This is a genomic window from Gammaproteobacteria bacterium (assembly GCA_030680605.1).
Lineage (GTDB): Bacteria > Pseudomonadota > Gammaproteobacteria > SURF-13 > SURF-13 > JAQBXX01.
Genome location: JAUXUQ010000022.1, coordinates 1 through 25,670 on the forward strand (window position 1 = coordinate 1; position 25,670 = coordinate 25,670).

Sequence of the window (25,670 nt, forward strand, 5' to 3'; positions counted from 1 at the left end):
CCAGCTGCCCTCATCCCAGCCTTCTCCTGGAGGGAGTAAGGAGCCATCGGGGGGGGGGGGGGGGGGGGGGCGAGTGCTGCTTACTCCCTCCAGGAGAAGGCTGGGATGAGGGCAGCTGGCGGTTTACCATACGCACCATGAATATCTCGAAACTGTTGCACGCCGCGCTGCTGGTAAATGATCTCCCGCGCGCCAGGGAATTTTACGAAGGCGTGCTGGGGCTGAAGGAGAAACCGCGCCAGACGCTAGATTTTGACGGCGTGTGGTATGGCCTCGGCGCGAACGAATTGCATCTGATGGTGGTGCCCGATGCCTTGCCGCCTGCCGAGCAGCGCCCGCGGCGCGATTATCATGTGGCGTTTGCGATTGACGACCATGAGGCCGTCAAGGCCAGACTTGCTGCGCTCGGTATTCCGTTTCGCGAGGGGCGGCGCGGCTTTCCGCAGTTGTTTGTGCGCGACCCGGACGGCAATCTGGTCGAATTACAGCAGCACACGTAATCACCCGGCTTGACGTCCGGTAGCGAGCCGTCATGGGACTAGACGGCGGCTGACTGTGTCTGCTCTTCAGCCTTGCCGGGTTCCCCCTCGGGCTGTAACAGTGACCGGATACCGGTATGCATACCGGCACCGAACACCTCAGCGCCGCCCTTGCCTTGCCCCTTGGCGCGATACATGGCGATGTCGGCATTGCGCAGCAGATCTTCCGCATGGCCGTGCTCCTCGTCGCTCAGTGCGATACCTATACTCGCGCTGATGAAGAGCTCCTGCCCACCCAGCAGTGCAGGTTGCGCCATCTCTTCCCGAATACGGGTCGTGACGTCTGTTGCGTCATCCACGCTGTGTATCTCCTCCAGCAGGATCGCAAACTCATCCCCGCCAAAGCGTGCCACCGTGTCGCCCGGCCGCAGACATGCCGCAAGGCGGTGGCCGATATTGATCAGCAGCTGGTCGCCGATGATATGGCCATATGTGTCATTCACACTCTTGAATCGATCCAGGTCGAGAAACAGCACCGCGAACCTGTAGTCGTTACGCCGCCTGGCGCGATGAACGGCAAGGCCCAGACGATCCATAAACAGCGCGCGGTTGGGGAGGCTGGTCAAGGCATCGTGCAGCGCATTACGTAACAGCAGTTGCTCAGCGGCCTTACGCTCGGTGATATCACGCGCAATCAGGTGAAACCCCTCAACACGGTTACCTTCCATGACCAACGATGCGTTCTGGGCCAGCCAACGCTGCTCACCGGGGTATAGTGCAACCGGGAACTCCGCATAGGAGGTCTCTGCGCGGGCAAGGTAGTGGCGCATGTACATGCGCGAGAGACGGGTGCGATGACTTTCCGGCACCAGATCCAGACAGTTGAGCTCGCGCAGCTGCTTGAGGTCGAGATGGGAGTACTTCAGCGCAGCGGGGTTGGCGTAGGTGAACTTGCCGTGGATATCCGTGGTGTAAATAAATTCAGCGGCATTTTCCACCACCTCGCGATAATGCCGCTCGGCTTCGTGCAACGCCTGCTCGGTATCCGTCACGCACGCTCGTGCAATCTGGCCGAGCCTGCTGATCAGGCGCTGCTTGAGGCTTTTGTGGGACGGCTGCATCGGGCATCACTCGTGGTTCCCGATGCTGTCTCTTGAGGTACCGCAGCCGGGAGGCTTTAACTTGTGCCGATATTCGCTACATACGCTGGCACCATGATAGCATTCCCCTTGGCCACAAACGCAAGCTTCTGCCCGGCATTGCTGCATATTTCAGGACCCACCCCAGTGACCGCATTGCGGGCTGCACCGCAAATCACAGCAAAAATAATCTTATTCAATAACTTGTCATGCCCACGCAATATATATTCCTGCACTCCATGCCGCCCGGCAACCTGCTGCCTCACGCCAGCCCGGCGTATGCACGCAGCCGCTCCTGTTCCTCCTGAGTAACACCCTGCAGCAGCCCGCATGTATACCCTCTGGCGCCTGCCACGCACTGTTCCACGGGCCAGCCGCCCCGCCCGGATACTCTGGCACTGGCTGCTCGACCCGGCCTCGCTCACACTACGGCTGCAAGCCGTATGCGGCGAATTTCGGGTGGAGGTATTGCGAAATGCGTGGGCGCGCCCCACGCTTGACGAGCTCCACACCCTGGGTCTGCGCCCGGGCCAGCGCGCCCTGGTGCGCGAGGTGCACCTGCTGTGTGATGGACGACCCTGGGTGTTCGCACGCACCGTCATCCCACGCGAGACCCTGAGTGGAAAATACCGCCGCCTCGCCCGTCTCGGCAACCGCTCGCTGGGCGCTGTATTGTTTGCCGACAAAACCATGCGCCGCGCCGACGTCCACGTCGCCTGTCTTACCCCCGCGCACAGACTCTATAAACACACCACGCTGGGGTTGAAAGGCAAGCCGCCGGATCAATTCTGGGGGCGGCGCTCGCTGTTTTATCTCTGTGAGCGGCCGCTGTTATTAAGCGAGATATTTCTGCATGATATGCGCCCATGCAAGCTACCGATATAAAACCGCGCCTTTATCAATATTACCTGCTCACGCGCCTGCATCGCCCGATCGGGATTTTTCTGCTGCTGTGGCCCATGCTGTGGGCGCTGTGGATCGCCTCCGCAGGCAAGCCCGACCTGCTGGTGCTGACTGTGTTTGTGCTGGGCGTGGTGTTGATGCGCTCGGCGGGCTGTGTCATCAACGACTACGCCGACCGCCATATCGACCCGCATGTCAGCCGCACCCGCGATCGGCCTATCGCCACCGGGGCCGTTACGCCGCGTGAGGCGCTGTTTTTGTTCGGCGTGCTATGCCTGCTGGCCTTTGGCCTCGTGCTACTCATGAACGAGCTCACGCTCAAGCTGGCGCTTATTGCACTGTTGCTTGCGGTGAGTTATCCCTACGCCAAGCGCTATACCTACCTGCCCCAGGTGCACCTCGGTGCCGCTTTTGGCTGGGCGGTGCCGATGGTGTTTGCCGCGCAGACCGGCAGCGTGCCGCCGCTGGCCTGGCTGCTGTTTGTCGCCACCGTACTGTGGGCCACGGTGTATGACACGATGTACGCCATGGTCGACCGCGCCGACGACCTGCACTTGGGCGTAAAATCCACCGCCATCCTGTTTGGCGAGGCCGATCGCCTGATCATTGGTGCGCTACAGCTGACCCTGCTCGCCGCGCTGGGGGTGGTAGGGCTGCATGCCAAACTGGGCGCGCCTTACTATCTTGGTCTCGCTGCGGCAGCGGGCTTGGCGGTGTATCATCAATATCTGATCAAGGATCGTGCCCCGGCACAGTGTCTCAAGGCCTTTCTCAACAACAATCTGCTGGGTGCAGCGGTATTTATCGGTATTGCGCTCAACTATACTGTTGCACAGTAACAACCCTGTTTTTGAAAAATGGCACAGGAACTTGTCAACGCTTTGCCTGCTCATACGTTAAGCTATACGGGGCACGGCCTCTGCGGGCGTAAAAACGCCCGTGCGGCAGCACTTATTATTGACCTTTAAGGAGATCCACCTCATGAACAAGACTAGCTTGCTTTTGGTGACCGGCCTGTTGGCGCTTGGCCTTGTCGGCTGCCAGACCCCGCCGGACAAGCAGCAGACCGGTACCGTCGTCGGCGGGGTACTGGGCGGGGTGCTCGGCTCCAATGTCGGCGGGGGTAAGGGGCGAACAGCGGCCATCATCGCGGGCACACTGGTGGGCGCTGTAATCGGCGGCGAAGTCGGCAAGTATATGGATAAAACCGACCAGCTGAATGCACAACATGCCCTGGAACATAACCCGACCAATCAGGTGGCCTCGTGGCACAACCCGGATACCGGGCGTGATGTATACGTCACTCCAACACGCACCTACCAAAACACAGCCGGTCAGAACTGTCGTGAATACACCACCGCTGTCACCGTCGACGGCCAGAAACAGACCGCCTACGGCACCGCCTGCCGTCAGTCCGACGGTAGCTGGAAAATCGTTAACTAAACGCCGTAACCTTGCCGCGCCCTTCAACACGGAGGGCGCGGCAATTCCAGCGCCAGCACCCCGCACAACCAGACTGCAACATCCTCAATTTCCGCCGCGCACAGTGTGTGCGGCATGGAATAGCTGCGCCATATCACAGGATGCCCGAGGCTGGCTAACAGGCGCTGTGAGTTTTCACCGGTAGCGTAGGGCACCACATCGTCCTCCGTACCGTGCCCCATCATGATGGGTGTCGCCGCATTGGCGGGCGCTGCTTCCTTCTGGAGGCTGGCCGCCAGCGGCAAATACGTGGACAGCGCGAGTATCCCCGCCAACTGTTGTGGATAACGCAGACCCGTATGCAGCGCAATGGCACCGCCCTGCGAAAACCCGGCCAGCACAATACGGTTTGCGGGCACGCCTTGCCCCATCTCATGCCTGATCAGTGCACACACCTGCTGCTCCGACTCCCGTATACCGGCATCGTCCTCGCCCTGTAAAATATCGCGACTCACAATGTCGTACCATGCACGCATGCGATAACCGCCATTGATCGTCACCGGCCTTACCGGTGCATGCGGAAACACAAAACGCACCCCCGCCAGATCCAGCTCCGCCGCCAGCGGCGCCAGATCATCGCCGTCGGCGCCGAGGCCGTGCAGAAAAATCACACTGGCCGTGACCGGTGCGGATGGATTAACCTCTACCGATGACAGCAGTTCTGACATGGGATAACCGGGGTGAGTGACAACATATGGTTTTGTTATATTCTCAAGTGTGCCGATGGCAGCCTTTATACCGGCATCACCACTGACCCGTCGCGTCGCGAGCGCCAACATAATACCGGCACGGGCGCCAAGTATACCCGTGGCCGCAGGCCGGTAAAAATGGTGTATTGCGAACCCGCCGATAATCGCGCACAGGCGCTGCGGCGTGAACACACCCTCAGAACGCTGCCCCGCAGCCGCAAACTTGCCCTGCTTGGCACGGGCGCTGCGCCATGACCACCTGCCCGCTCTGCGCCGCATACGACGAGACCGTATTGTGGCAGGATCCGCGCTGCCGCGTGATATTGGTCAATGATCCGGATTACCCAGGCTACTGCCGCGTGATTTGGCAAACGCATATAAAGGAGATGACCGACCTCACCGCATCAGACCGCAGTCATTTCATGGGCGTGGTGTTCGCCACCGAAGCCGTGCTCTGCGAACTGCTGCGACCGGACAAGATCAATCTCGCCTCGCTCGGCAACCAGACGCCCCACCTGCACTGGCACGTGATTCCACGCTACATGGACGATGCCCACTTTCCCAATCCGGTCTGGTCTGCGCGCCTGCATGATGCCGCTCCGCATGCGGTGCCAGAGCTTGCGTTGCTGCGCCAGCGGCTCAGCGCACGTCTTGGTCCGCCACCGGCCTGACCTTGCCGGCTGCGAGCTTCGCGCGCTGTCGCGCTTCGTCAACATCCTTGCCGCCGGCCAGCGCCACGCCCATGCGGCGCCTGACAAATGACTCCGGCTTGCCGAACAGGCGCAGATCAGCGCTTGGCACGCGCAGCGCCTCGTCCACACCTTCAAATGCGATGCCTTTGGCCTCCAGACCGCCATAGATCACTGCACTGGCCCCGGGGCCGCGCATGTCAACGCTCACCGGCAGTCCCAGAATCGCGCGCGCATGGATTTCAAATTCGCTTTGTACCTGCGACACCATCGTCACCATGCCGGTATCGTGCGGGCGCGGACTGACCTCGGAAAACCAGACCTCGCCGCCCCTCACAAACAGCTCGACACCGAAAATGCCACGCCCGCCCAGATTGTCGGTGACCTTCTTCGCGATAGCGCGAGCCTGGGTCAGGGCTATCGCGCTCATCGGCTGCGGCTGCCAGCTTTCGACGTAATCGCCCTGCACTTGCAGGTGCCCGATGGGCTCGCAGAAGAATGTTTCAATCTCGCCTGTGTCGCCGACTGCGCGCACGGTGAGTTGCGTGATTTCATAATCAAAATGGATTACGCCCTCGACGATCACCTTGCCCAGCCCCACACGGCCGCCGGATTGCGCATAGTGCCATGCCGTTTCTACGTCCTGCGCCGCCTTGATCAGCGACTGCCCCTTGCCGGACGATGACATCACCGGCTTGACGATGCACGGATAGCCGATTTTTTCATCGATCGCCGCCCACAGCGCGTCCAGGCTGTCGGCAAAGGCATAGGGTGATGTGGGCAGGCCCAGCTCTTCCGCAGCCAGCCGGCGGATGCCCTCCCGGTTCATGGTAAGCTGCGCGGCACGTGCGGTAGGTATCACTTCGGCAAGACCGGCGCACTCGATTTCGACCAGTGCATCGGTCGCTATCGCCTCGATCTCCGGCACGATGAGGTGTGGGTTTTCTTTCTTTACCAGCTCGCGTAACGCTACGCCGTCGGCCATGTTGATGACATGTGTGTGGTGCGCCAGCTGATGCCCGGGCGCGTTGGCGTAACGGTCTACCGCGATCACCTCCACGCCCAGACGCTGCAAGGCGATGATAACCTCCTTGCCCAGCTCGCCCGCACCGAGCAACATCACGCGCGTGGCAGTAGCGCTCAGCGGTGTACCGATCTTCACAGCTGCTTATTTCGTCGAATAGCGCAGGCGCGTGCCGTGCAGCAGTGAGAGTGTTATCTCGTCGGCGCCCAGCTCCTTGGGGAAATAGGCGCCGGAGGTGCGCGCGCCGTTGATGCTGGCGCCTTCCAGTTTGCAGGTAGACATGTCCACGCCGCGCAGATCGGTCTGGCGGAAGTAGCTGTGGCTGAAATCAATGCCAGTGGCGTCGAGGCCGCGCAAATCCAGCCCCCGGAAGTCGCAATACGTGAGGTCACATTTTTCGCCATACGTCTTGCGTGAATTGAAGTCCGCAATCTTGCCTTCGCGCAACAACATGTACATGGGGTCTTTTTTGACTTCGGGTTTCTTGCTCATGTGTCCTCCTACCTGCGTAATATCAACCACACAATGGAGATAATGATGCTGACCACGATCGAACTGGTAATGGGAAAGTAAAAGTGCATGCCGAAGCGCTCGACCATGATGTCGCCCGGCAGCCTGCCAAAGCCCAGCCTGCTGAGCCAGGGCCAGAGCAGGCCCATCACGATCAACATTGCCCCCAGGGCAATCAGCCAGCGCAGCATGGCTCAGGTGAGTTTGCGCGCGCCAGCCGGGGTGCCGAGCAACAACACATCGGCCGGGCGCAACGCGAACAGCCCGTTCGTCACCACACCGGGGATGTTGTTGAGCTCGGCTTCGAGCCTGGCCGGCTCCATTATTTTCAACCCATGCACGTCGAGAATCACATTACCGTTGTCGGTTTTGAAGGCATCACGCAGCACCGGCTCGCCACCAAGCTTGACCATGGCGCGCGCCACGAAGCTGCGCGCCATGGGAATAACTTCGATCGGCAAGGGGAATGTGCCCAGCACATCAACCAGCTTGGACTCGTCTGCAATACAGACAAAGGTGCGGCTGGCGCCCGCCACTATCTTCTCGCGCGTGAGCGCACCGCCGCCACCCTTGATCAGGTGCAGGTGCCGGGTTGCTTCATCAGCGCCATCGACGTAAACCGACAGGTCGCCCGTTTCATTGAGGTCCAGCACCTGAATACCGTGCTTCTTCAGCCGCTCGGCTGTCGCCACAGAACTGGCTACCGCGCCTTTAATCTTGTGCTTGATGGCAGCAAGGGCGTCAATAAAGGCATTGGCCGTAGAGCCGGTGCCGACACCGATTATCTCGCCCGCCTGCACATATTCCAGGGCAGCCTTGGCCACTGCCTGCTTCATCTCATCCTGGGTCATGCCGAAAGTCCTTGTTTTCCTGTTCGCTAAGAATACCTGCTTATTGTCTCTAAAATAAAGGTTATGTTTTACGCCACCACCCGGTTTCTGCTAAGTTAGGCCATGCCTGAACGTTACGTCGAGAAAATCCTCAAGGCGCGTGTGTACGATGTGGCGAACGAAACGCCGCTTGACCTCGCGCCCACCTTGTCGCGTCGCCTCGGTAATCGCGTGCTTATCAAGCGCGAGGATCTGCAACCTGTGTTTTCCTTCAAGTTGCGCGGCGCCTATAACAAAATCGCACATCTGTCCCCGGAGGCACTACAGCACGGCGTCATCACCGCCTCGGCGGGTAATCACGCGCAGGGTGTAGCGCTCGCCGCCCAGAAGCTGGGCGTTCGCGCCCTGATCGTGATGCCCAAGACCACCCCGGAAATCAAGATCGGCTCGGTACGCGCCCTCGGGGCCGAAATCGTGCTGCACGGCAACAGCTACGACGACGCCTGCGAACACGCACTCAGCCTCGCCACGCAACACGGAATGACATTTGTGCACCCCTATGACGACCCCGAGGTCATCGCCGGGCAGGGTACTGTGGCGATGGAAATACTGCGCCAGCATAACGATGCCTTGCACGCGATCTTCGTACCAGTGGGAGGCGGTGGGTTGATTGCCGGCGTGGCGGCGTATGTAAAGCATCTGCGCCCGGAGATCAGGATCATCGGCGTCGAGCCGGATGATGCTGCCTGTTTATATGAGGCCCTGCATGCCCGCCAGCGTGTAGTGTTGAATCATGTCGGAATTTTTGTCGACGGTGCTGCGGTACGCCAGGTCGGCGCCGAGCCGTTCCGTATTGCGCAACAGTGCGTCGATGAGGTCATGTTGGTCAGCACCGATGAAGTCTGCGCTGCAATCAAGGATATCTTCGACGACACCCGCTCCATCGCCGAACCTGCCGGAGCATTGGCGGTTGCAGGCCTGAAAAAATATGTCGCGCGCGAAGGCTGCAAGGGTGAAACCCTGATCGCCATCGACAGTGGCGCCAACATGAACTTTGACCGCCTGCGGCATGTCGCCGAACGCGCAGAGCTCGGCGAGCAGCGCGAGGCGCTGCTCGCTGTCACCATTCCCGAAAGGCCCGGCAGCTTCCGCGAATTTTGTGACGCACTCGGACATCGCTCGATCACCGAATTCAACTACCGTTATCACGATCCGGCGGAGGCGCATGTGTTTGCCGGCGTACAGATGCATGACGGACCGGCAGAAAAACTCGCACTTCTCGAGCGTCTTCGCGCACGCAACTACCCAGTACTCGACCTCAGCGACAACGAGATGGCCAAGATTCATATCCGCTACATGGTTGGTGGTCACACCCATCTGCGGGTGGAGCATGAGGTCCTTTACCGCTTCGAGTTTCCGGAGCGCCCGGGTGCGCTGCTACACTTCCTCAACCGCATCGGGCAACGCTGGAACATCAGCCTGTTTCACTACCGCAACCACGGCGCCGCCTTCGGGCGCGTGCTGGTCGGCGTGCAGGTGCCGCCCATAGAGAGCGCGCCGTTCCAGGCCTTTCTGGATGAGGTGGGTTACCCCTGCAGCGAAGAAAGCGGCAATCCTGCGTATAAATTATTTTTGGGCTAGCGCAGGCAACACCTGCCTCTGGCTCGTACGGGCTAGTTCAGCCACATCACAATCAGGTTGTGGCCCAGGATATACAGCGCAGCAGCACCACAGCCGATGATCACCAGCAACAGAATCGCCGCATAAATTCCACGTATCATGCTTGCACCGCAGGCGATGTGGACGTCTCGAACGACAGCGGCTCCTGGCACACCGGGCAATACTTCCACAGCACGGGTTTTTCGGCAGGTCCGAGCTTGAGCTTGATGGCGTTGCGGCACACCGGGCAATGCCCCTCTACACGCTCGCTCACTTCTACCGCACGGTAGCGCTTGTAGGCCATGGCCGGGCCGGTGAGCAGAAACAGCGGTACCAGAATAAAGTGCGCCAGCGGTATCAGCACGCTCAGCAGGGCCAGCGCCCACCACAGCGCGAGCATCTGCGCCGCGCGCATTGCACGCTCCCGCGCACCGTATATACTGGCATGCAGTGTACCCGCGCACGTCTCGTCACCCTTGCCCCTGATCAGCAGTGGTTGTTGTTCAGTTTGCGGCATACGGGCTAGTGTATCATGAGTGTTCTGCGGTCACGACCTACCGACAATATTGCGAGGGAGGGGATCTGCCATGCTCAAGAGTTTGAAAATCCTGGCCTGGCTGACGGGTACCACGCTGCTGGTAATCGTTGTTGCCGCCATCGCCGTGCCATTGTTTGTGGATCCGGATGATTTCAAGCCGCAGATTACACAGCTGGTGCAGGAAAAAACCGGGCGCACACTGGATATTCAGGGCACCATCAAGCTCTCTGTGTTTCCCTGGCTTGGCGTAAAATTGGGTGCAACTGCGCTCAGCAATGCACCGGGCTTTGGCGCCGAGCCTTTTGTGCGCGCCGAGTCGGCGGAGTTGCGCGTGAAGCTGCTGCCACTGCTGAGCAGGGAAGTGCGCATGGGCACCGTCGTCCTGCATGGGTTCACGCTCAACCTGGCCAGGGACAAATCCGGCCGCCCCAACTGGGGCGACCTTGCCGCCGGCAGTGATACGTCTGACGACAAAAACCCCCTTGCCAGTCTCGCCGCGCTTGCCATTGGCGGCATGAATATCACCAATGCGACCATCTCGTATGATGACGCGCACGCTGGCACGCATTATCTGCTCAAAGACATTCAGTTGCGCACCGGTGAGCTGGCCGACAAGACACCCTTCGATCTGGCACTTGATTTTGTCCTCGCCAGCAAGCAGCCTGCCATGCGTCTGCGGTTTTCCGCCCAGGGCCAGGGCCGGTTCGATGCGACGCAGCGGCACTATGAGTTGCGGGATATCGTGCTTAAATCACTGCTATACAGCGCGGACGATGAGGCAACGCCCGCATTCACCCTGTCAGCGCGACTTAACGCGCAACTGCCCCAACAAACGCTCGCCTTGTCGGATATCAAGCTGGGCGGGCAGGGCATGAACGGCAGCGGCAACCTCAAGGGCTCGCGCATTCTCGACGCACCTGAGTTCAGCGGTAATCTCAAGCTCGCCGAGTTCAGCCCGCGGGCCATACTCAAACCCCTCGGTGTTGAACTGCCTGAAACTGCCGATGCCAACGTGCTCACCCGGGCGGCGCTTGAGTCCCGCGTGGACGCCACGGCAAAACGGTTGCGGCTCAGCAACCTGAAGCTGCAACTGGACGACAGCACCGCCACCGGCAGCCTGAGCATCAGCGATCTTTCCCGGCCGCGCCCGGTGATAGCGCTCTCGGTCAATCGCCTGGATCTTGACCGCTATCTACCCCCCGTACGCGAAGGCGCCGCCACGCCAGCCGCCTCGCCTGCGACGGCGGTGGCCGCAAGTGCCGGCGCACTGCCGATGGCGACTCTGCGCAAACTGGATCTCGACGCCAGCTTGCGCATCGCCAGCCTCAAGGTCAAAAACCTGCGTACCAGCGATGTCTTGATCAGCCTGGCGGCACACGCCGGGGATATCCGCCTCAACCCCCTGCGCGCAGTACTGTACCAGGGTAAATACGAGGGCAGTACGCGCCTTGACGTGCGGGGAAACATCCCCCTGCTCACCCTGAACGACTCATTGAGCAACATACAGGCCGGGCCGCTGCTCAAAGACCTGTCTGGCAAAGACCGTGTTACTGGTCTCGCCACGCTCAGCGCCAAACTCACCGCACAGGGGACGACCCCTGATGCACTGAAGCGCTCGCTCTCCGGCCAGGCAGCGTTTTCATTCACCGACGGCGCGGTGAAAGGCATCAACATTGCCCGGATGCTGCGCGAGGCACAAGCAACGCTCAAGGGCGGCAGCACACCTCAAGCCACAACCCCAGACCAGACAGAGTTCAGCGAGTTACGCGGCACAGTCACACTGGTCAACGGCATTGCCCATAACAACGACCTGTCGGCCAAGTCGCCGCTGCTGCGCGTAGGCGGCGAGGGCATGGCCGACCTGGTGAAAGAGTACATGGACTACCGCGTGAGCGTCACCGTGGTCGGCACCCTTCAAGGACAGGGTGGCCGGGAGCTGACTGACCTCAAGGGCGTCACCATCCCAATACAGGTGAAGGGCCCCTTTGCCAACCTGAGCTATCGCCCTGATCTGGGCGCAGCACTCAGCGGTCGCGCCAAGGCCAAGGTCGATGAAAAACTGGACGAACAGAAACAGAAGCTCGGTGACCAGTTGCAGGACAAGCTCAAAAATCTGTTTCGCTGATGTCGCAATCCACGACCTCCTCACCAGCCGGGGCACTACCAGCCGGGGCACTGGGCACGCACCTGCTGGCGTGGTTTGACCGCGCCGGGCGCAAGCATCTGCCCTGGCAGGCTCACCCCAGCCCCTATCGGGTCTGGGTGTCGGAAATCATGCTGCAACAGACGCAGGTCGGCATTGTCATCCCCTATTACCTGCGCTTCATGGAGCGGTTTCCGGATGTGCATGGGCTCGCCACCGCTGCGCTCGACGAAGTTTTGCACCTGTGGACAGGTCTCGGCTATTACGCCCGGGCACGCAACCTGCACCGGGCTGCATGCCTGATATGCGAACGCCATCGCGGCGAGCTGCCGCATGGCATCGATCTGCTGATGCAGTTGCCCGGTATCGGGCGCTCAACCGCAGGGGCGATCCTCGCACTTGCGCACAACGCACGCCATGCAATATTAGATGGTAATGTGCGTCGCGTACTGGCGCGCGTACATGCCATCGAAGGCTGGCCAGGCGCGCCCGCCGTTGAAAAAAAGCTGTGGGCGCTGGCGCAGGCACACCTGCCCACAGCGCGCCTGCGCGACTATACGCAGGCACTCATGGATCTCGGGGCTACGGTGTGTACGCGCTCGCGCCCCGCATGCTCCTGCTGCCCACTACGCCCGCATTGCATCGCGCACGCACAACTGCGCACGAGCGACTATCCGGCACCAAAGCCACGCGCCGCGCTGCCGGTGCGCAATACCACCCTGCTAATGCTGCGCAACCACACGGGGGCGGTATTGCTCGTGCAACGCCCGCCTGCGGGGGTATGGGGTGGCTTGTGGAGCCTGCCCGAGTGCACGCTGCGCGGCGGGCCTGGCATTCAACGTTGGTGCAGGCACACGCTTGGCCTGGTAGCCGGACGGGTCGAATGTTGGCCTGCACTGCGCCATACTTTCAGTCATTTTCACCTTGATATACTGCCGGCACTGGCTGAAATAGCAACGCACAGCCCCACTGTCACGGAACAGGTGCCCAGTGTTTGGTATAACATTAATCAACCCGATGCGCGCGGACTTGCCGCACCCGTAAAGCGCCTGCTACTGAAGCTGGCACAACAATCTCCTGCAAGGAATGCTCATGACACGAATGATCAGCTGCGTAAAACTGGGTCGCGAAGCCGAAGGCCTGAAGCTGCCACCGTACCCGGGTGAACTCGGCAAACGGATTTTCGAAAATGTTTCGGCGGAGGCATGGAAGATGTGGATCGGCCATCAGACCATGCTGATCAACGAAAACCGGCTGAGCATGGTAGACCCGAAGGCGCGTGAGTTTCTCGCCCAGGAAATGGAAAAATTCTTTTTTGGTGAGGGTTCGGCCAAACCGTCCGGCTACGTACCGCCGGCAACCACCTAGCTTCACAGGATAGCTCGCTCCGCACCGCCGCAACCAGTCATTGCCTGTACGAGGCCGTGCTGGTAAAATTCATTTGGGGTGAGGGCAATTCAAGGTTGTTGAGCCCTTGCGATTTGCTTACCGCTTGAGGTTACTCAATCATGCGCCAAGCCTGTCTGAACCTGCTGCAAAAACACATCCGGCGCGGTTGCCTTGAATTGGTGCTTGCCAATGGCCAGCACCACCACTTCGGCGTCGGCCAGCCGCACGCCAAGCTGCTGCTGTACCATGACAGCGCGCTTGAGCGCATCCTGCGCGACCCGGAACTGATGCTGGGTGAAACTTACATGCGCGGCGAATGGGATGCCGCAGACCACGACCTGATCGGCCTGCTTGAACTGCTGATGTTGAACTTCCCCGAGCAGCGGCCCGAGCAGCGCAGCCGCCTGTCCCATCGTTTTAAAAAACTCGTCGCGCGCGGCAATCGCATCGCACGCAGTTACCGTAATGTTGCGCACCACTATGACCTCGATGAGTGGCTGTTCCGCCGCTTTCTGGATGAAGACATGCAGTATTCCTGCGCCTACTTCTATGAACCCAACCTCTCACTCGAAGAGGCGCAGCGTGCCAAGTGTCGGCACATCATGAACAAGCTGCGCCTCCAGCCCGGCCAGCGTGTCCTTGATATCGGCTGCGGCTGGGGCGGCCTGGCGCTTTATCTTGCCGAACATGCGGGCGTAGAGGTCACCGGGCTTACCCTCGCGCGCGAGCAATTGCGCGTGGCAGAAGCGCGCGCCCGGGAGCGCGGCATGGAGAAGCAGGTCAGCTTCTGCCTGCAGGATTACCGCGAACATCATGGAAACTACGACCGTATCGTCAGCGTAGGCATGTTTGAGCATGTAGGCGTACGTCACTACCACGACTATTTCGATCAGGTGCGCCGCCTGCTCGCTGACGACGGCATCGCGCTGGTGCACACTATCGGGCGCCACGGCCCGCCGGGGGCAACCAACCCCTGGATCGAGAAATATATTTTCCCCGGCGGCTACAACCCAGCCCTGTCAGAGATGGTGGGTGCAATTGAACAGTCCGGGCTGGTGAGTTGTGATATCGAAGTACTGCAGCTGCATTATGCGATGACGCTGGCCGCGTGGAGCCAGCGCTTCCATGCGCACCGGGATCCGATCAAGCAACGCATGGGCGAACGCTTTTGCCGCATGTGGGGATTTTATCTGGCTTCGTGCGAAGCCGCGTTTCGTTGGCGGGATCTGGTTGTGTTCCAGGTGCAGCTAACGCATCGTCTGGGCGTGACACCGATTACACGTAATTATCTTTACCGTAACGGTAACCCTGTAACTGCGCTCGATACCTGTCCGGCACAGGAAGCCGGGAGAATACAGGAAGCAAATTAAAGCCCCGCTCAGGCGGCAAGCCGTACCCGGTTGCGGCCTTCTGCCTTGGCTTGATACAAAGCCTCGTCAGCCTTCTTGAAAAGCCGCTCATCGTCGTCGGTGTCTTCCAGGAATGCCACCCCTATACTCGCAGTAAAGCGGATGACAGCATTATTGTGCACACACTCCGTCCCTTCCAGCGCCACACGTATGCGCTCGGCCAGCAGTACTGCGCCACCCGGGCCGGTGTTGTTCAGGATGACGGCGAACTCCTCTCCGCCATAACGGAACAGGATGTCGCTGCCGCGGATACACGCAGTCAACTCATCCGCCACCGCACGGATCGCTCTGTCGCCAGCCGCGTGACCGTAATGGTCATTGATGCTCTTGAACCGGTCGATATCCAGCATGATCACCGACAGCGGTAAATCATGGCGTCGCGCAAGCTCTACTTCACGCTTGAGTGTCGCGCTCATCGTGCTGCGGTTGTTTATACCGGTAAGAGGGTCACAGAAGGCAGCCCTCAGCGCCTGGCTGTATAGCAGGGCGTTGCGTAGCGGGTAAACCAGGCCACACAGCAAGTCCTCGAGTACCTGGCTCTCGTTCTGGCTGAATTTCCGCTTGCGTGTAAACGTCACTTCACCCAGAAACTGATTATTGACCACCAGCTGATAGCTGCACGTATGACGCGCCACCTCACCCCGCGTGATATTAAAGCCCTGCTCCGGGTGCTGGTAGGAAATACTGTGGTAACTGATGCTGCTTTTTATTTCCCGGGCATAGATATCAACCAGCTCGTCTACTTCGAGCGTGGTTTGTAAGCGTGCGGATATCTGTAGCGCACGATCCAGTCCTTGCCGTCCGTCGTCGGCCTGTATCATGCCCGGCGTGGAGCGGGCACGTTGATGCCTGTCCGCCTGGCTGACATTCACCGAAGGGAAGTGTGACGCTTGTGACGTTGCCATGCTCGAAGCCTCAAAATAGTCTGTTCGCGATTATCTCTAGCTAGAACCATGCCAACTGTTTAAATAAACAAATCCATGATGATTCAAACAGCTATAGCTTGCCATGGCTGATGCCTGGCAATTCGCCATTAATCTGACGCCGGCATTGCCGGGCATTTGCCGCCCGGCAATCTCCCGGTGCCGGCATGCCTGCGCGACCTCGCGCCGCGCCTTAACCCTTTTTCAGATGTGGCTTAAGTCTCTGCGCCGAAAATCACCACTCACCCGTTCCGGTTTTTCTCAGAAAAAAATTGCTGGCCAGTGAGCGCATAAAATATTTCTCTTGGGCTCCCTTGATCACCGTTGATCAATCATGTTAGCTTGGACGCTCGTATACTTAATTTCCCGAGGGGTTGACACAAATGATAAAGAAAATTCTTATAATGGCAGGTGCCGCACTGTTTGTGCTCGGCCTTACCGCTTGCGGCAAAACCGAGCAGGCTGCCGAAGAGACCATGAACGAAGCCCCGGCGATGGAAGCCCCGGCGGAAGCGGCACCTGCCGAAGAAGCAGCACCCATGGAAGAAGCAGCACCTGCCGAAGAAGCGGCACCCTAAACACGGGTTCTTGACCATGGCTGGCAGCGGTGTTGCTGCCAGCCATTTACTGTTTCACATAGTCCTTACCAACCCTGTCCGTGCCTGTCCACCCCGCCTTGAAGCACTGCACCTACGCTTAAGCCGTGCCCGCTTCACGCCTGCACCCACCAAACACCCTCGCCGCACAGGTCGGTCGCACACTCAAGCGGCAGGGCCTCATGCTGGCCACGGCGGAATCATGCACCGGGGGATGGGTGGCACAAGCCATCACCGCCGTACCCGGCAGCTCGGTCTGGTTTGAGCGCGGCTTTATCACCTATACCAACATAGCCAAACACGAGATGCTGGATGTGCCCGCCGCCGTACTACGTGCGCACGGCGCGGTAAGTGAAGCTACGGTATGCCGTATGGCGGAAGGGGCCTTGCGCCACAGTCACGCCCAGATCAGTCTCGCCGTCAGCGGTATTGCCGGGCCGGGTGGCGCCACCCGTAGCAAGCCCGTCGGCACGGTATGTCTGGCCTGGGCTGGCGACGGGCGCGTTACGCGCTCGTGCAGCATGCGATTCAAAGGCGGCCGGGAGGCCGTGCGGCGACAAGCCGTATTCGCCGCATTGCAGGGTGTGCTCGATTTTCTGCGTGATGGAAAGTGAGTCCGCCGACACCCGTCGGTTGTTTTTCGCGCTCTGGCCAGATGCTGACACGCGCGCCACCCTGGTTGAGATACTGCATGGATCAGTACCGCATGAAGTGCGCGCCACCCGCAGCGAAAATATGCATATCACGCTGGCCTTCCTCGGTCATCTGGATGCAGCCGCTCAACACTGTGCCGAACAGGCAGCGGCGCGGTTACGCACGGCGCCATTCAATATCACCCTGAATCACCTCGGCTATTGGCCGCATCCGCGCATTTTGTGGCTGGGTACATCACATTGCCCCAACGCCCTGCTTGACCTGGTTGCTGGGCTGCATCAAACCTTGGCGCCATGCCGGCTGGCACTCGAAACCCGTCCGTATCAGCCACACCTCACCGTCGCGCGCAAAGTGCAAAAAATGGAAACATTGCCCACGCTACGAGGCTCTGTGAGCTGGCGCGTGCGAGATTTCGTGCTGGCCGAGTCGTTCTCTGATGATGCAGGCGCACACTACCGCGTGCTCGCGCGCTGGCCACTACAGCTTGCCACCCAGGGGGGCGGGGCGGCGCCGAAACTGGGTGGCACGATGGGTTATTTTTGAGCGCTGCTACTCAATCGGCACATCGAGGCTGTTGCCCCAGTCAGACCACGCCCCCGGGTAACCCTTGAGGTGCGTATATCCCAGCGACTTCAGCACAATATAGGTGTGCGACGAGCGGTGATGGGTCTGGCAATACACGATGACTTCCTTGTCCGCCTTGACCCCAAGCGCATCCAGCCTCAGCTGTAGCGCCTCGGCGGGTTTCAGCCGCCCGTTATTTTGCATGTCGAGCACCTCGGTCCAGTCCAGATTGACTGCGCCCGGGATGTGGCCGCTGCGCTGGGCACGCTTGTCTGTGCCGCGGTATTCACCCGCTGTGCGCGTGTCCAGCAGCTTGATGTGCGGGTCTTGCAGGTGCTCCAGAATATAGGCCCGGTCGGCCAGCGCCTGCTTGGTGGCAGCCACCTGATAGCTGCTTGTGGCCGGGCGCAGCGGCACACTGCTTACCGGATGCCGCCCGGCAATCCAGGCCCGCAGACCGCCATTCAGCAGGGAAAAGTGCGGGTGACCGATGACATCCAGCGTCCACAACAGGCGGCAGGCCTTGGCCCCGCCCTCATCGTCATAGGCCACCACATGCATATCGGGTGTCAGCCCGAGCGCAGAGAACACCCGGCTCAACTGGTCATCCTCCGGCAGCAGCCCCATCACCGGCGGCTGGGCCGCGACCAGTTGCGCATATTCCATGTGTACGGCGCCCGGAACGTGCTGATTGGCGTAAATCTCAGGCTTGCACAGGTCGACAATCAGAAGATTTTGCGCCCCGAGCTGCTCTGCCAGTTGTGCGGGCTCGACGACCAGGGGGAACTGCGGCTGCATTGTTAAGACTCCGTTAGTTCGTGGCGAAAGCTTACCCTAAGTCGCGAGGCAATAGCCACCTCCCTTGAGAACACGGCCCGCGATCCCCACGTATAATGCTTGGCTCACAGATTCAGCATGAAGGAAGCGCACCATGACGATAGCAGCACACAAGGAAACCCTGGGTTTTCAGGCCGAGGTAAAGCAACTGCTCGGCCTCATGATCCATTCGCTCTACAGCAATAAAGAAATATTTTTACGCGAGCTGATCTCCAATGGCTCCGACGCCATCGACAAGCTGCGCTTTGAGGCCCTCACCGACGACGCCCTGTACGAAGGCGACAGCGACCTCAACCTCCGCGTCCATTTTGACAAGGAACAGCGCACCGTCACCATCACCGACAACGGCATCGGCATGACCCGCGCCGAGGTGATAGACAGCATCGGCACCATCGCCAAATCCGGCACCCGTGCCTTCTTTGAGAAACTCACCGGCGACCAGGCCAGGGACGCCCACCTCATCGGTCAGTTTGGTGTCGGCTTTTATTCCGCCTTCATCGTTGCCGACAAGGTCACCCTCACCACCCGGCGCGCAGGCCTCACCGCCGAGCACGGCGTGCGTTGGGAATCGGGAGGGGAGGGTGACTACAGCATCGAGACCGTGGAAAAGGAAACCCGTGGCACCGAAGTTACGCTGCACCTCCGCGAAAATGAGGACGAATTTCTCGAAGGCTACCGCCTGCGCAGCATCATCCGCACCTATTCCGACCACATCAGCGTGCCCATCCTGCTGCCGTCCGAAGACAAGGAGAAAAACGAGGCCTACGAAACCGTCAATCGCGCCTCGGCGTTGTGGGCGCGCCCCAAGGCCGACATCAGCGACGACGAGTACACCGAGTTTTACAAACATGTGGCGCACGACTTCGAGCCACCGCTGGCGCACATCCACAGCCGCGTTGAGGGCAAGCAGGAATACACCCTGCTGCTTTACGTGCCGGCGCGGGCGCCGTTTGACCTCTGGGACCGCGACAGCCGTCACGGCGTAAAATTGTATGTGCGACGCGTGTTCATCATGGAAGACGCCAAGCAGCTCATGCCGAACTATCTGCGCTTCGTGCGCGGCGTCATCGACTCCAACGATCTGCCGCTCAACGTCTCGCGCGAAATCCTGCAAGGCAACAAGGTGGTTGAAACCATGCGCGCGGCAGCGGCCAAGAAAGTGCTCGGCCTGCTGGAAGACGTGGCCGAAAAAGACGCCGAGAAGTATGCTGGCTTCTGGAAAGAATTTGGGCGCGCACTGAAAGAAGGTGCGATAGAAGATCACGCTAACCGCGAGCGTATTGCGCGGCTGCTGCGCTTCGCCTCCACCCACAAAGACACCGACGTGCAGGACGTCACCCTCACAGACTATATCCTGCGCATGAAGCCGGGGCAGGAGAAAATCTACTACATCACCGCCGAGACCTTTGCCTCCGCCCAACACAGCCCGCACATCGAGCTGCTGCGCAAGGCGGGTGTCGAAGTGCTGCTGCTGCACGACCGGGTGGACGAGTGGCTGGTATCACACCTCACCGAGTTTGACGGCAAGCAATTGCATTCCGCCGCCAAGGGCGAGCTTGATCTGGGCAAGGTGGAGGGCGCGACCGACACTGAGCAGCAGAAAAAATCCGCCGACGAAAATCAGGGCCTGATTGAGCGCATCAAGACCGCGCTCGGCGACCGGGTGAAGGATGTGCGCGTGAGTGCGCGCCTCACCACTTCACCGGTCTGCCTCATAAGTGAGACTCACGACATGGGCGGGCACCTTGAGCGCATCCTCAAAGCCGCAGGGCAGGCCGTGCCGGACAGCAAGCCGATACTGGAGGTCAACATGGAGCACCCGCTCGTCACCCGCATTGGCACCGAGACCGACGACGAACGCTTCGGCGACTGGGCACACATTCTGTACGATCAGGCCCAACTCTCCGAAGGCGCCCAGCTGGAAGACCCGGTGGCTTTTGTACGACGCTTGAATCAGCGTCTGGTGGAGATGGGTGCATAAGCTTAGTTAGGCACTTTAGAGCGCGCGATGAAATTCTCCACTAGATATACAGCAAGCAAAGAGAAGCAAGAGCAGATTATTGAAGATGCTCCCCGCTCAATGCGCATTGGATATATAAAGGGAATATTGGGGAAGTTTGTCAGTGAAAGCAGCAGGTACTCCTCCGCGTCCACACCCCTAGATGCGTATGACGTTCACCTTGCGTTTACTGCGTTGATTAGAGATGAGGCGGATCCCTGGGATTACAGCCATGAAAGTGCTTGGGAAGGATTAACTACACACCTGAAAGACTGCAAGTGGTATGAGTTCTACGATTTCGTGGAAATGCTCGGGAAGCAGTTACTTGAAAAAGATGACTTAACTCCGTTCTCGGAATCCGATTATTTCAAGCAGCATCAGCATGCTCTAAATGCTCTGTTTCAGGAGGACTCTATTGGTTGGAGTCTTAACGAAAACTCGGAGCTTTATAGGAGTACACCTAAGGCGCTGGCTGATCGATCCAAGCGGGCGGAAGAACTTCTAACGGATCGGTTCGCCACGGCGCGCATACACTTTCAAAAGGCGACCTCCTACCTGTATAGGCATCCCGTTGACGAGGCAAATAGCATTAAGGAGATTGTGAGCGCTATCGAAAGCGTTGCGCGAGTCTTGCACCCGAACTGCTCTACACTGGGTGATGCTATTAAGGTGATGAGAAACGATCAGCGATACTCACGCCATCTGATTGAGGCGATAGAGAAGTTGTATGTTTTTTCAAATGCAACGCCGCTAGTCAGGCATGGCCATTCCGAAGGGGAACGGCCAAAATTGTCCGAGGCCGAACTTTCACTCCATGTGGGCATCGCGTTTATTAGGTATCTAATAGAAGCGGGCGGGAAAAGTGCCTAGCAATTCGTTTGCGCAAGCGTAGGGAATAATATCTCCTGGATTCCGCTGCGCTGAATCCAGGCTACTTGTTACAATCAGCCCGCAGACAGCGCGTTCTCTATCACGGCCCGGTCTGCATCCGCAAACTCCAGCGTCAGTGCCGCCTGCTGTGCCTGTGACGACATTTTCTTCCAGGTCTTTTGCACGATTTCTATGAGCTTTTGCTGGTCGTGTTTTTGCGCGAAGGCGGAAAAATAATGTTCGAGAAATACCAGGCAGGCAGTATCTTCCAGTAGCTGTGCTTCGGGGTCGGTTTTCAGGTTGGCTTTTTTCAGCAGGCTTTCGACGCGCGTGATGGTCACCTCGTCGTAACCCACCTCCAGCAGGATGTCGCGCGCGGTTCGGGCGTGAAAGCGGGCGAGCTCGGTGCGCCACTGGTGATAGCCGCGCCGGTCCATCGGGTAATTGCTGCGCGGCAGCGTCCAACGGCCGATGTGCTGGCTGCGCACCGCCAGTTGCAGGGCCTCCGAGGCCACAGGCGCAAGCCGCGCCAGTTGTGCGGTCATGCGCTCGGCGTAGAGCAGTTCCTTGGGGTAGTTCTCGCCCGCGACGGCTTCGCGGTTGGGGTCCGCACGGTTGAACGCGTCCATGCGTTCAATGGCCGTGCGGAAGCGCGCATCCTGCATCCTGCTACGCGCGCGTACTGACTAACACTTTTCTTGCTGGACGCTGTAAGGCCCGCTGCCGTAGGTCATGACGTACAGCATGCCGCCCATGATGGCGAGATTTTTCATGAAGGCATTGTACTCACCAGCGACCGCCCAGAACGGATGAAAAATCAGTGTTACCGGGATTAAAAACAGGAAGAGGGCGAGCGCCGCCCAGCGCGCCTGAAAGCCCACCAACAGCAGCAGGCCACCGCCCAGCTCGATGAGGATGGTCAGCCCGAGCAGTACCTCGGGCATAGGCAGGCCCTTGCTGGCCATAAAGCCCAGCGTGCCATCCCAGCCGTTGATCTTGCCATAGCCTGCGAGGATGAAAATCAGCGCCAGAAGAATGCGTCCGGCCAATGGGCCGTATTGTTTCAACATGTTGCATGTCATGGTGCGAGCTCCTTGTCTGGTATTGTTGGAACCTGTGCACGCATCGCGTGCGTTTGACAGCCCCGCCATAGTAGCAAATCCCCCATCTATTGCCATCCCTCGCCCTTGAAAATTGCCCCCCCCAGACCTACATCCCGGATGTACGGGCTTTTTTCACAACCCATCAAAGGAGGTAGCTTATGACCCTGGTACGCTATGAGCCGTGGAACATGTTGACCCGGCTGCAAAATGAAATGAACCGGCTGTTTGACGACCGCCTGCCGAGCAGCGAAGACAACGGCAACGTGGTTACCAGCGACTGGATACCGCGCGTGGACATCAAGGAAGAGGACAAACGTTTTGTCATTCTGGCCGACATCCCCGGCGTCGACCCCAAGGACATTGAAGTCACGATGGAAAACGGGCTGCTCTCCATCAAGGGTGAGCGGGCGAGCGAAAAGACCGATGAGGGCCAGGACTACAAGCGCGTCGAGCGCACCCGTGGCAGCTTTTACCGGCGCTTCAGCATGCCCGACACCGCAGACGCCGACAAGATCAGTGCCCACGGCAAGCACGGTGTGCTGGAGATCGTCATTCCAAAGCACGAGCGGGTACAGGCACGCAAGATCAGCGTAAAGGTGAATGACTGACCGCACAGGCAAGGGGTGGCGGTTCCCGCCCCCCTTGCCTTTGTGCCTGGAACTCATGTCGCCCCACGCACTCTAAACCTACAGAACCTCCCCCGCCCACAGGAACCCCCATGACCCGTCTGCACCGGCTCCCTCTGTTTGCCTTTTTTCTGAGCGCCTTGCTGCTCGCGGCTGGTACCGCCGCCGCTGCATTACCTCCTGCCGACTCGCAGAATCAGCCGCTCCCCACACTGGCACCCATGCTGGAGCAGGTGACACCTGCCGTGGTCAATATTGCCACGCGCGGCAAGGTGGCGATACAGAACAACCCGCTGCTCAACGATCCTTTTTTTCGGCGCTTTTTTGGCATTCCCGACCAGCCGCGCGAGCGTGACTCGCAAAGCCTGGGCTCCGGCGTGATCGTAGACGCCAAGCGTGGTTACATCCTCACCAACCATCACGTGATCGCCAACGCCGACGAGATCACTGTCACGCTGCGCGACCGGCGCAGCCTGCAGGCCAAGGTGATCGGCACGGATCCCGAGGCCGACGTGGCGGTAATCCAGATTCAGGCCGACCGGCTGACGGCGCTGCCGCTGGCCGATTCCAGCAAGTTGCGTGTGGGTGATTTTGTAGTAGCGATAGGCAACCCCTTCGGTCTCGGCCAGACGGTTACCTCCGGCATCGTGAGCGCGCTGGGCCGCACCGGGCTCGGCATCGAGGGCTATGAGGACTTCATTCAAACCGACGCCTCGATCAACCCCGGCAACTCCGGCGGCGCGCTGGTGAATCTGCGCGGCGAGCTGGTCGGGCTCAATACTGCGATCCTGGCCCCCGGCGGGGGCAATATCGGCATCGGCTTCGCCATTCCCACCAATATGTCGAGCAACATCATGGCGCAGCTGATTGAGTTCGGCAAAGTGCGCCGCGGCCGCCTCGGGATACAGGTGCAAGACCTTACCCCGGAACTGGCACAGGCGTTTAATCTCGCGCCGGGCGCCGCATTGCAAGGCGCCGTGGTGTCGCAAGTGACGCCGGGCTCGGCGGCAGACAAGGCGGGCGTCAAGGCGGGCGATATCATCACCACCGTCAATGGCCAGCCGGCGCGCGATGGCGGCATGTTGCGCAATGCCATCGGTCTGCTGCGCGTCGGTGAAAAGGTTCAGCTGGATGTTCTGCGTGAAGGAAAAACACGCCGTATCGAGGTGGTGGTGAAGGAAGACTCGCAGCAAGCGCGTGTCGGCGCCCCGCACGAAGACGCGCGGCTGGCTGGTGTCGTGTTCGGGGCCGTGGATGAAAACTCGCCGATGTTTGGCAAGCTCGACGGCATTCCTGTAGTGGATGTAGACCCCAGTAGCCGCGCAGCACAAGCCGGGCTACGCCCGGGCGACATGGTGCTTTCGATTAACCGCAAGCCTGTGCGCACACCTGACGATCTGGTCAGCGTCACGCAAAAAAATCCCGGTCCGCTGCTATTCAACGTGCGCCGCGACGGCGCGGCGCTGTTTATCGTAATCCGCTAGGTCAGGCTGCAAATCTGCCTGACAATCCCTGTGTCACGAAGGACTTAGAACACCGTGACTTACTGATTCGTTGGACGCTATTTCTTGGCGCTGCGCGCCTCCAGCATGTGCGGCATGCGCGCGGCGTACTGAGCGGCGGCCTCAGCACTGTGGTAGTACACGCGCGCCTTGCGCATGTCCCCCGTCTTTTTCGCCGCCGCGCCCTTGGCTTGCAGTTCCTCGGCAAAGGCGATCATGTCCTGGATGAGCTGCTCATCCCGGGGCCGGTATTTAAATAACCCCTCGCCCTGGTGTTCCTCCATCTCACCCTTTGCCCACTCGATTAAACCACTCACCGACGCCGCCATTTCCTGTTCCGGGTTTTGCGCCTGGTAGCTGAGCGCCGGGCCTTCTTCCCCGGCGTTGACCGCACCTGTAAATGCCAAACCGATAACGCCCATAATAATGAGTGCGAGTGTGTTTCGCTTCACATTTGCTCCTTTTGTCATAGGCGTCCCCATTCTTTCAAAAAACACGGGGCGCGCAAAGCGCCCCGTATAAGCCAGCGAGAGTAATCGCCAAAACTCGTAACCTGTGTCCCGAAGCTGAATCCGCCGTTGTCTCTGCCGCCCTAGCGCCCGGCAAAGGCGTCAATATCGCCCGGCTTGCGCAGCATCTTGTCCACATCGCCCTGGTGCTGTTCCTCTTTGTAAATCATGTCGCGGGCATATTCCTCCAGCCACACCGAACGGTCCTTCACCAGGTTCAATAGCTCGTGGTATGCCTTGAGAGCCTCGCGTTCATGCTCCAGCGATTCGCGCAGGATGTCGCCGATGTCGTGTTTGTGGGTTTCCAGCAGCGGGCCAAGGGCCAGCGAGGGATGCGCCCCGAGCTGGGTGATCATCTCGCCCGCCTGCTGGGCATGAGACAAACTTTCGTTCGCCTGCTCGCGCAGCCAACTGACGATGGGAATACGGTTGTAGCCATACACCATCAGCGCATAGTGCGTGTAGCGCACCACGCCGGCCAGCTCCAGTTCGAGGATGCGATTCAAAACTTCCGCCGCCGCCTTCTTGTCGAGTTCCATAATGTGCTCCTTCTCTTGCGTGTTAGTCGTATGCAGCCGCCGGGGATGTTGAAACGGCCATCCCC

The 25,670-nt window shown here is 59.7% G+C and carries 33 protein-coding genes; 19 read left to right on the forward strand and 14 right to left on the reverse strand.

Annotation, left to right across the window (positions count from 1 at the left end; translation table 11 throughout):
- Positions 1-137: 137 nt before the first annotated feature.
- On the forward strand, positions 138-500 hold the full coding sequence (locus Q8L89_08615; GenBank protein ID MDP1709106.1) for a VOC family protein: 363 nt from the start codon (positions 138-140) through the stop codon (positions 498-500).
- Positions 501-538: 38 nt separating this feature from the next.
- On the opposite strand, the gene Q8L89_08620 is transcribed toward Q8L89_08615, so the two are convergent.
- Positions 539-1,600 carry a sensor domain-containing diguanylate cyclase gene (locus Q8L89_08620; GenBank protein ID MDP1709107.1) on the reverse strand — a complete coding sequence of 354 codons (1,062 nt, stop codon included), beginning with the start codon at positions 1,598-1,600 and terminating at the stop codon, positions 539-541.
- Between the two features lie 56 nt (positions 1,601-1,656).
- Positions 1,657-1,818 (reverse strand): hypothetical protein, encoded by a 162-nt coding sequence (locus Q8L89_08625; GenBank protein MDP1709108.1) that lies wholly within the window; start codon positions 1,816-1,818, stop codon positions 1,657-1,659.
- A gap of 130 nt (positions 1,819-1,948) precedes the next feature.
- On the opposite strand from Q8L89_08625, the gene Q8L89_08630 reads away from it, so the two are divergent.
- From Q8L89_08630 to Q8L89_08640, 3 genes are all read left to right on the forward strand, one after another.
- Positions 1,949-2,503, forward strand: a complete 555-nt coding sequence (locus Q8L89_08630; GenBank protein ID MDP1709109.1) for a chorismate lyase — start codon at positions 1,949-1,951, stop codon at positions 2,501-2,503.
- Positions 2,500-3,360 carry a 4-hydroxybenzoate octaprenyltransferase gene (ubiA, locus tag Q8L89_08635; GenBank protein ID MDP1709110.1) on the forward strand — a complete coding sequence of 287 codons (861 nt, stop codon included), beginning with the start codon at positions 2,500-2,502 and terminating at the stop codon, positions 3,358-3,360. Before Q8L89_08630 ends, ubiA begins: the two co-directional genes overlap by 4 nt.
- 142 nt (positions 3,361-3,502) lie before the next feature.
- Complete coding sequence (locus Q8L89_08640; protein ID MDP1709111.1) at positions 3,503-3,964, forward strand: RT0821/Lpp0805 family surface protein; 462 nt, start codon at positions 3,503-3,505, stop codon at positions 3,962-3,964.
- Between the two features lie 23 nt (positions 3,965-3,987).
- Here the strand turns inward: Q8L89_08640 and Q8L89_08645 are convergent, their stop codons facing one another.
- Positions 3,988-4,671: an alpha/beta hydrolase-fold protein gene (locus Q8L89_08645; GenBank protein MDP1709112.1), complete on the reverse strand. Its 684-nt coding sequence runs from the start codon at positions 4,669-4,671 to the stop codon at positions 3,988-3,990.
- Between the two features lie 12 nt (positions 4,672-4,683).
- Here Q8L89_08645 and Q8L89_08650 point away from each other — a divergent pair, with 12 nt between their 5' ends.
- Together Q8L89_08650 and Q8L89_08655 are read left to right on the forward strand one after the other, a co-directional pair.
- Entirely contained in the window at positions 4,684-4,947 is a 264-nt protein-coding gene (locus tag Q8L89_08650) for a GIY-YIG nuclease family protein (protein ID MDP1709113.1), read from the forward strand.
- On the forward strand, positions 4,944-5,363 hold the full coding sequence (locus Q8L89_08655; protein MDP1709114.1) for an HIT family protein: 420 nt from the start codon (positions 4,944-4,946) through the stop codon (positions 5,361-5,363). The genes Q8L89_08650 and Q8L89_08655 overlap by 4 nt, the downstream gene beginning before the upstream one ends.
- Here Q8L89_08655 and purT read toward each other — a convergent pair.
- The 4 genes from purT to rpiA are packed head-to-tail and all read right to left on the reverse strand — an operon-like array spanning position 5,332 to position 7,766.
- Entirely contained in the window at positions 5,332-6,543 is a 1,212-nt protein-coding gene (gene purT / locus Q8L89_08660) for a formate-dependent phosphoribosylglycinamide formyltransferase (GenBank protein MDP1709115.1), read from the reverse strand. The genes Q8L89_08655 and purT overlap by 32 nt on opposite strands.
- 6 nt (positions 6,544-6,549) lie before the next feature.
- Complete coding sequence (locus Q8L89_08665) at positions 6,550-6,897, reverse strand: pentapeptide repeat-containing protein (GenBank protein MDP1709116.1); 348 nt, start codon at positions 6,895-6,897, stop codon at positions 6,550-6,552.
- Positions 6,898-6,905: 8 nt separating this feature from the next.
- Entirely contained in the window at positions 6,906-7,106 is a 201-nt protein-coding gene (locus tag Q8L89_08670; GenBank protein MDP1709117.1) for a DUF2905 domain-containing protein, read from the reverse strand.
- A gap of 3 nt (positions 7,107-7,109) precedes the next feature.
- A complete protein-coding gene (rpiA, locus tag Q8L89_08675) occupies positions 7,110-7,766 on the reverse strand; it encodes a ribose-5-phosphate isomerase RpiA (protein ID MDP1709118.1) in 657 nt (218 codons plus the stop codon).
- A gap of 102 nt (positions 7,767-7,868) precedes the next feature.
- Here rpiA and ilvA point away from each other — a divergent pair, with 102 nt between their 5' ends.
- On the forward strand, positions 7,869-9,386 hold the full coding sequence (gene ilvA / locus Q8L89_08680; protein ID MDP1709119.1) for a threonine ammonia-lyase, biosynthetic: 1,518 nt from the start codon (positions 7,869-7,871) through the stop codon (positions 9,384-9,386).
- Positions 9,387-9,522: 136 nt separating this feature from the next.
- On the opposite strand, the gene Q8L89_08685 is transcribed toward ilvA, so the two are convergent.
- Complete coding sequence (locus tag Q8L89_08685) at positions 9,523-9,921, reverse strand: hypothetical protein (GenBank protein ID MDP1709120.1); 399 nt, start codon at positions 9,919-9,921, stop codon at positions 9,523-9,525.
- Between the two features lie 70 nt (positions 9,922-9,991).
- On the opposite strand from Q8L89_08685, the gene Q8L89_08690 reads away from it, so the two are divergent.
- The 4 genes from Q8L89_08690 (at position 9,992) to Q8L89_08705 (ending at position 14,844) form a co-directional block, all read left to right on the forward strand.
- Entirely contained in the window at positions 9,992-12,067 is a 2,076-nt protein-coding gene (locus tag Q8L89_08690; GenBank protein MDP1709121.1) for an AsmA family protein, read from the forward strand.
- On the forward strand, positions 12,067-13,251 hold the full coding sequence (gene mutY / locus Q8L89_08695; GenBank protein MDP1709122.1) for an A/G-specific adenine glycosylase: 1,185 nt from the start codon (positions 12,067-12,069) through the stop codon (positions 13,249-13,251). The genes Q8L89_08690 and mutY overlap by 1 nt, the downstream gene beginning before the upstream one ends.
- A complete protein-coding gene (locus tag Q8L89_08700; GenBank protein ID MDP1709123.1) occupies positions 13,178-13,453 on the forward strand; it encodes an oxidative damage protection protein in 276 nt (91 codons plus the stop codon). Before mutY ends, Q8L89_08700 begins: the two co-directional genes overlap by 74 nt.
- Before the next feature lie 140 nt (positions 13,454-13,593).
- Positions 13,594-14,844: a cyclopropane-fatty-acyl-phospholipid synthase family protein gene (locus Q8L89_08705; GenBank protein MDP1709124.1), complete on the forward strand. Its 1,251-nt coding sequence runs from the start codon at positions 13,594-13,596 to the stop codon at positions 14,842-14,844.
- Positions 14,845-14,852: 8 nt separating this feature from the next.
- Here the strand turns inward: Q8L89_08705 and Q8L89_08710 are convergent, their stop codons facing one another.
- Positions 14,853-15,788 (reverse strand): GGDEF domain-containing protein, encoded by a 936-nt coding sequence (locus tag Q8L89_08710; protein MDP1709125.1) that lies wholly within the window; start codon positions 15,786-15,788, stop codon positions 14,853-14,855.
- Positions 15,789-15,891: 103 nt separating this feature from the next.
- Between Q8L89_08710 and Q8L89_08715 the strand changes: the two genes are divergently transcribed.
- From Q8L89_08715 to thpR, 4 genes are all read left to right on the forward strand, one after another.
- Entirely contained in the window at positions 15,892-16,092 is a 201-nt protein-coding gene (locus Q8L89_08715; GenBank protein MDP1709126.1) for a hypothetical protein, read from the forward strand.
- Positions 16,093-16,189: 97 nt separating this feature from the next.
- Positions 16,190-16,384 carry a hypothetical protein gene (locus Q8L89_08720; GenBank protein MDP1709127.1) on the forward strand — a complete coding sequence of 65 codons (195 nt, stop codon included), beginning with the start codon at positions 16,190-16,192 and terminating at the stop codon, positions 16,382-16,384.
- Between the two features lie 125 nt (positions 16,385-16,509).
- On the forward strand, positions 16,510-17,016 hold the full coding sequence (locus Q8L89_08725; protein MDP1709128.1) for a CinA family protein: 507 nt from the start codon (positions 16,510-16,512) through the stop codon (positions 17,014-17,016).
- On the forward strand, positions 17,006-17,599 hold the full coding sequence (thpR, locus tag Q8L89_08730) for an RNA 2',3'-cyclic phosphodiesterase (protein MDP1709129.1): 594 nt from the start codon (positions 17,006-17,008) through the stop codon (positions 17,597-17,599). Before Q8L89_08725 ends, thpR begins: the two co-directional genes overlap by 11 nt.
- Positions 17,600-17,605: 6 nt before the next feature.
- Here the strand turns inward: thpR and Q8L89_08735 are convergent, their stop codons facing one another.
- Positions 17,606-18,418, reverse strand: coding sequence for a sulfurtransferase (locus tag Q8L89_08735; GenBank protein ID MDP1709130.1), 813 nt, complete (start codon positions 18,416-18,418; stop codon positions 17,606-17,608).
- 133 nt (positions 18,419-18,551) lie between these two features.
- Between Q8L89_08735 and htpG the strand changes: the two genes are divergently transcribed.
- The gene (htpG, locus tag Q8L89_08740) at positions 18,552-20,438 is read left to right on the forward strand and encodes a molecular chaperone HtpG (GenBank protein ID MDP1709131.1); all 1,887 of its coding nucleotides are present in this window, start codon (positions 18,552-18,554) and stop codon (positions 20,436-20,438) included.
- A gap of 27 nt (positions 20,439-20,465) precedes the next feature.
- Positions 20,466-21,326, forward strand: coding sequence for a hypothetical protein (locus Q8L89_08745; protein MDP1709132.1), 861 nt, complete (start codon positions 20,466-20,468; stop codon positions 21,324-21,326).
- A gap of 74 nt (positions 21,327-21,400) precedes the next feature.
- Here the strand turns inward: Q8L89_08745 and Q8L89_08750 are convergent, their stop codons facing one another.
- Both Q8L89_08750 and Q8L89_08755 read right to left on the reverse strand, forming a co-directional pair.
- Positions 21,401-21,991 (reverse strand): DUF4202 domain-containing protein, encoded by a 591-nt coding sequence (locus tag Q8L89_08750; protein MDP1709133.1) that lies wholly within the window; start codon positions 21,989-21,991, stop codon positions 21,401-21,403.
- 21 nt (positions 21,992-22,012) lie between these two features.
- A complete protein-coding gene (locus tag Q8L89_08755; protein MDP1709134.1) occupies positions 22,013-22,396 on the reverse strand; it encodes a DoxX family protein in 384 nt (127 codons plus the stop codon).
- A gap of 191 nt (positions 22,397-22,587) precedes the next feature.
- Here Q8L89_08755 and Q8L89_08760 point away from each other — a divergent pair, with 191 nt between their 5' ends.
- Positions 22,588-23,037: an Hsp20/alpha crystallin family protein gene (locus Q8L89_08760; protein ID MDP1709135.1), complete on the forward strand. Its 450-nt coding sequence runs from the start codon at positions 22,588-22,590 to the stop codon at positions 23,035-23,037.
- A gap of 110 nt (positions 23,038-23,147) precedes the next feature.
- Positions 23,148-24,539, forward strand: a complete 1,392-nt coding sequence (locus tag Q8L89_08765) for a DegQ family serine endoprotease (GenBank protein MDP1709136.1) — start codon at positions 23,148-23,150, stop codon at positions 24,537-24,539.
- Between the two features lie 77 nt (positions 24,540-24,616).
- Here Q8L89_08765 and Q8L89_08770 read toward each other — a convergent pair whose 3' ends face one another.
- Positions 24,617-25,009, reverse strand: coding sequence for a hypothetical protein (locus tag Q8L89_08770; protein ID MDP1709137.1), 393 nt, complete (start codon positions 25,007-25,009; stop codon positions 24,617-24,619).
- A 140-nt stretch (positions 25,010-25,149) separates the two neighbouring features.
- Positions 25,150-25,605, reverse strand: coding sequence for a ferritin-like domain-containing protein (locus Q8L89_08775; protein ID MDP1709138.1), 456 nt, complete (start codon positions 25,603-25,605; stop codon positions 25,150-25,152).
- Positions 25,606-25,670: the final 65 nt, after the last annotated feature.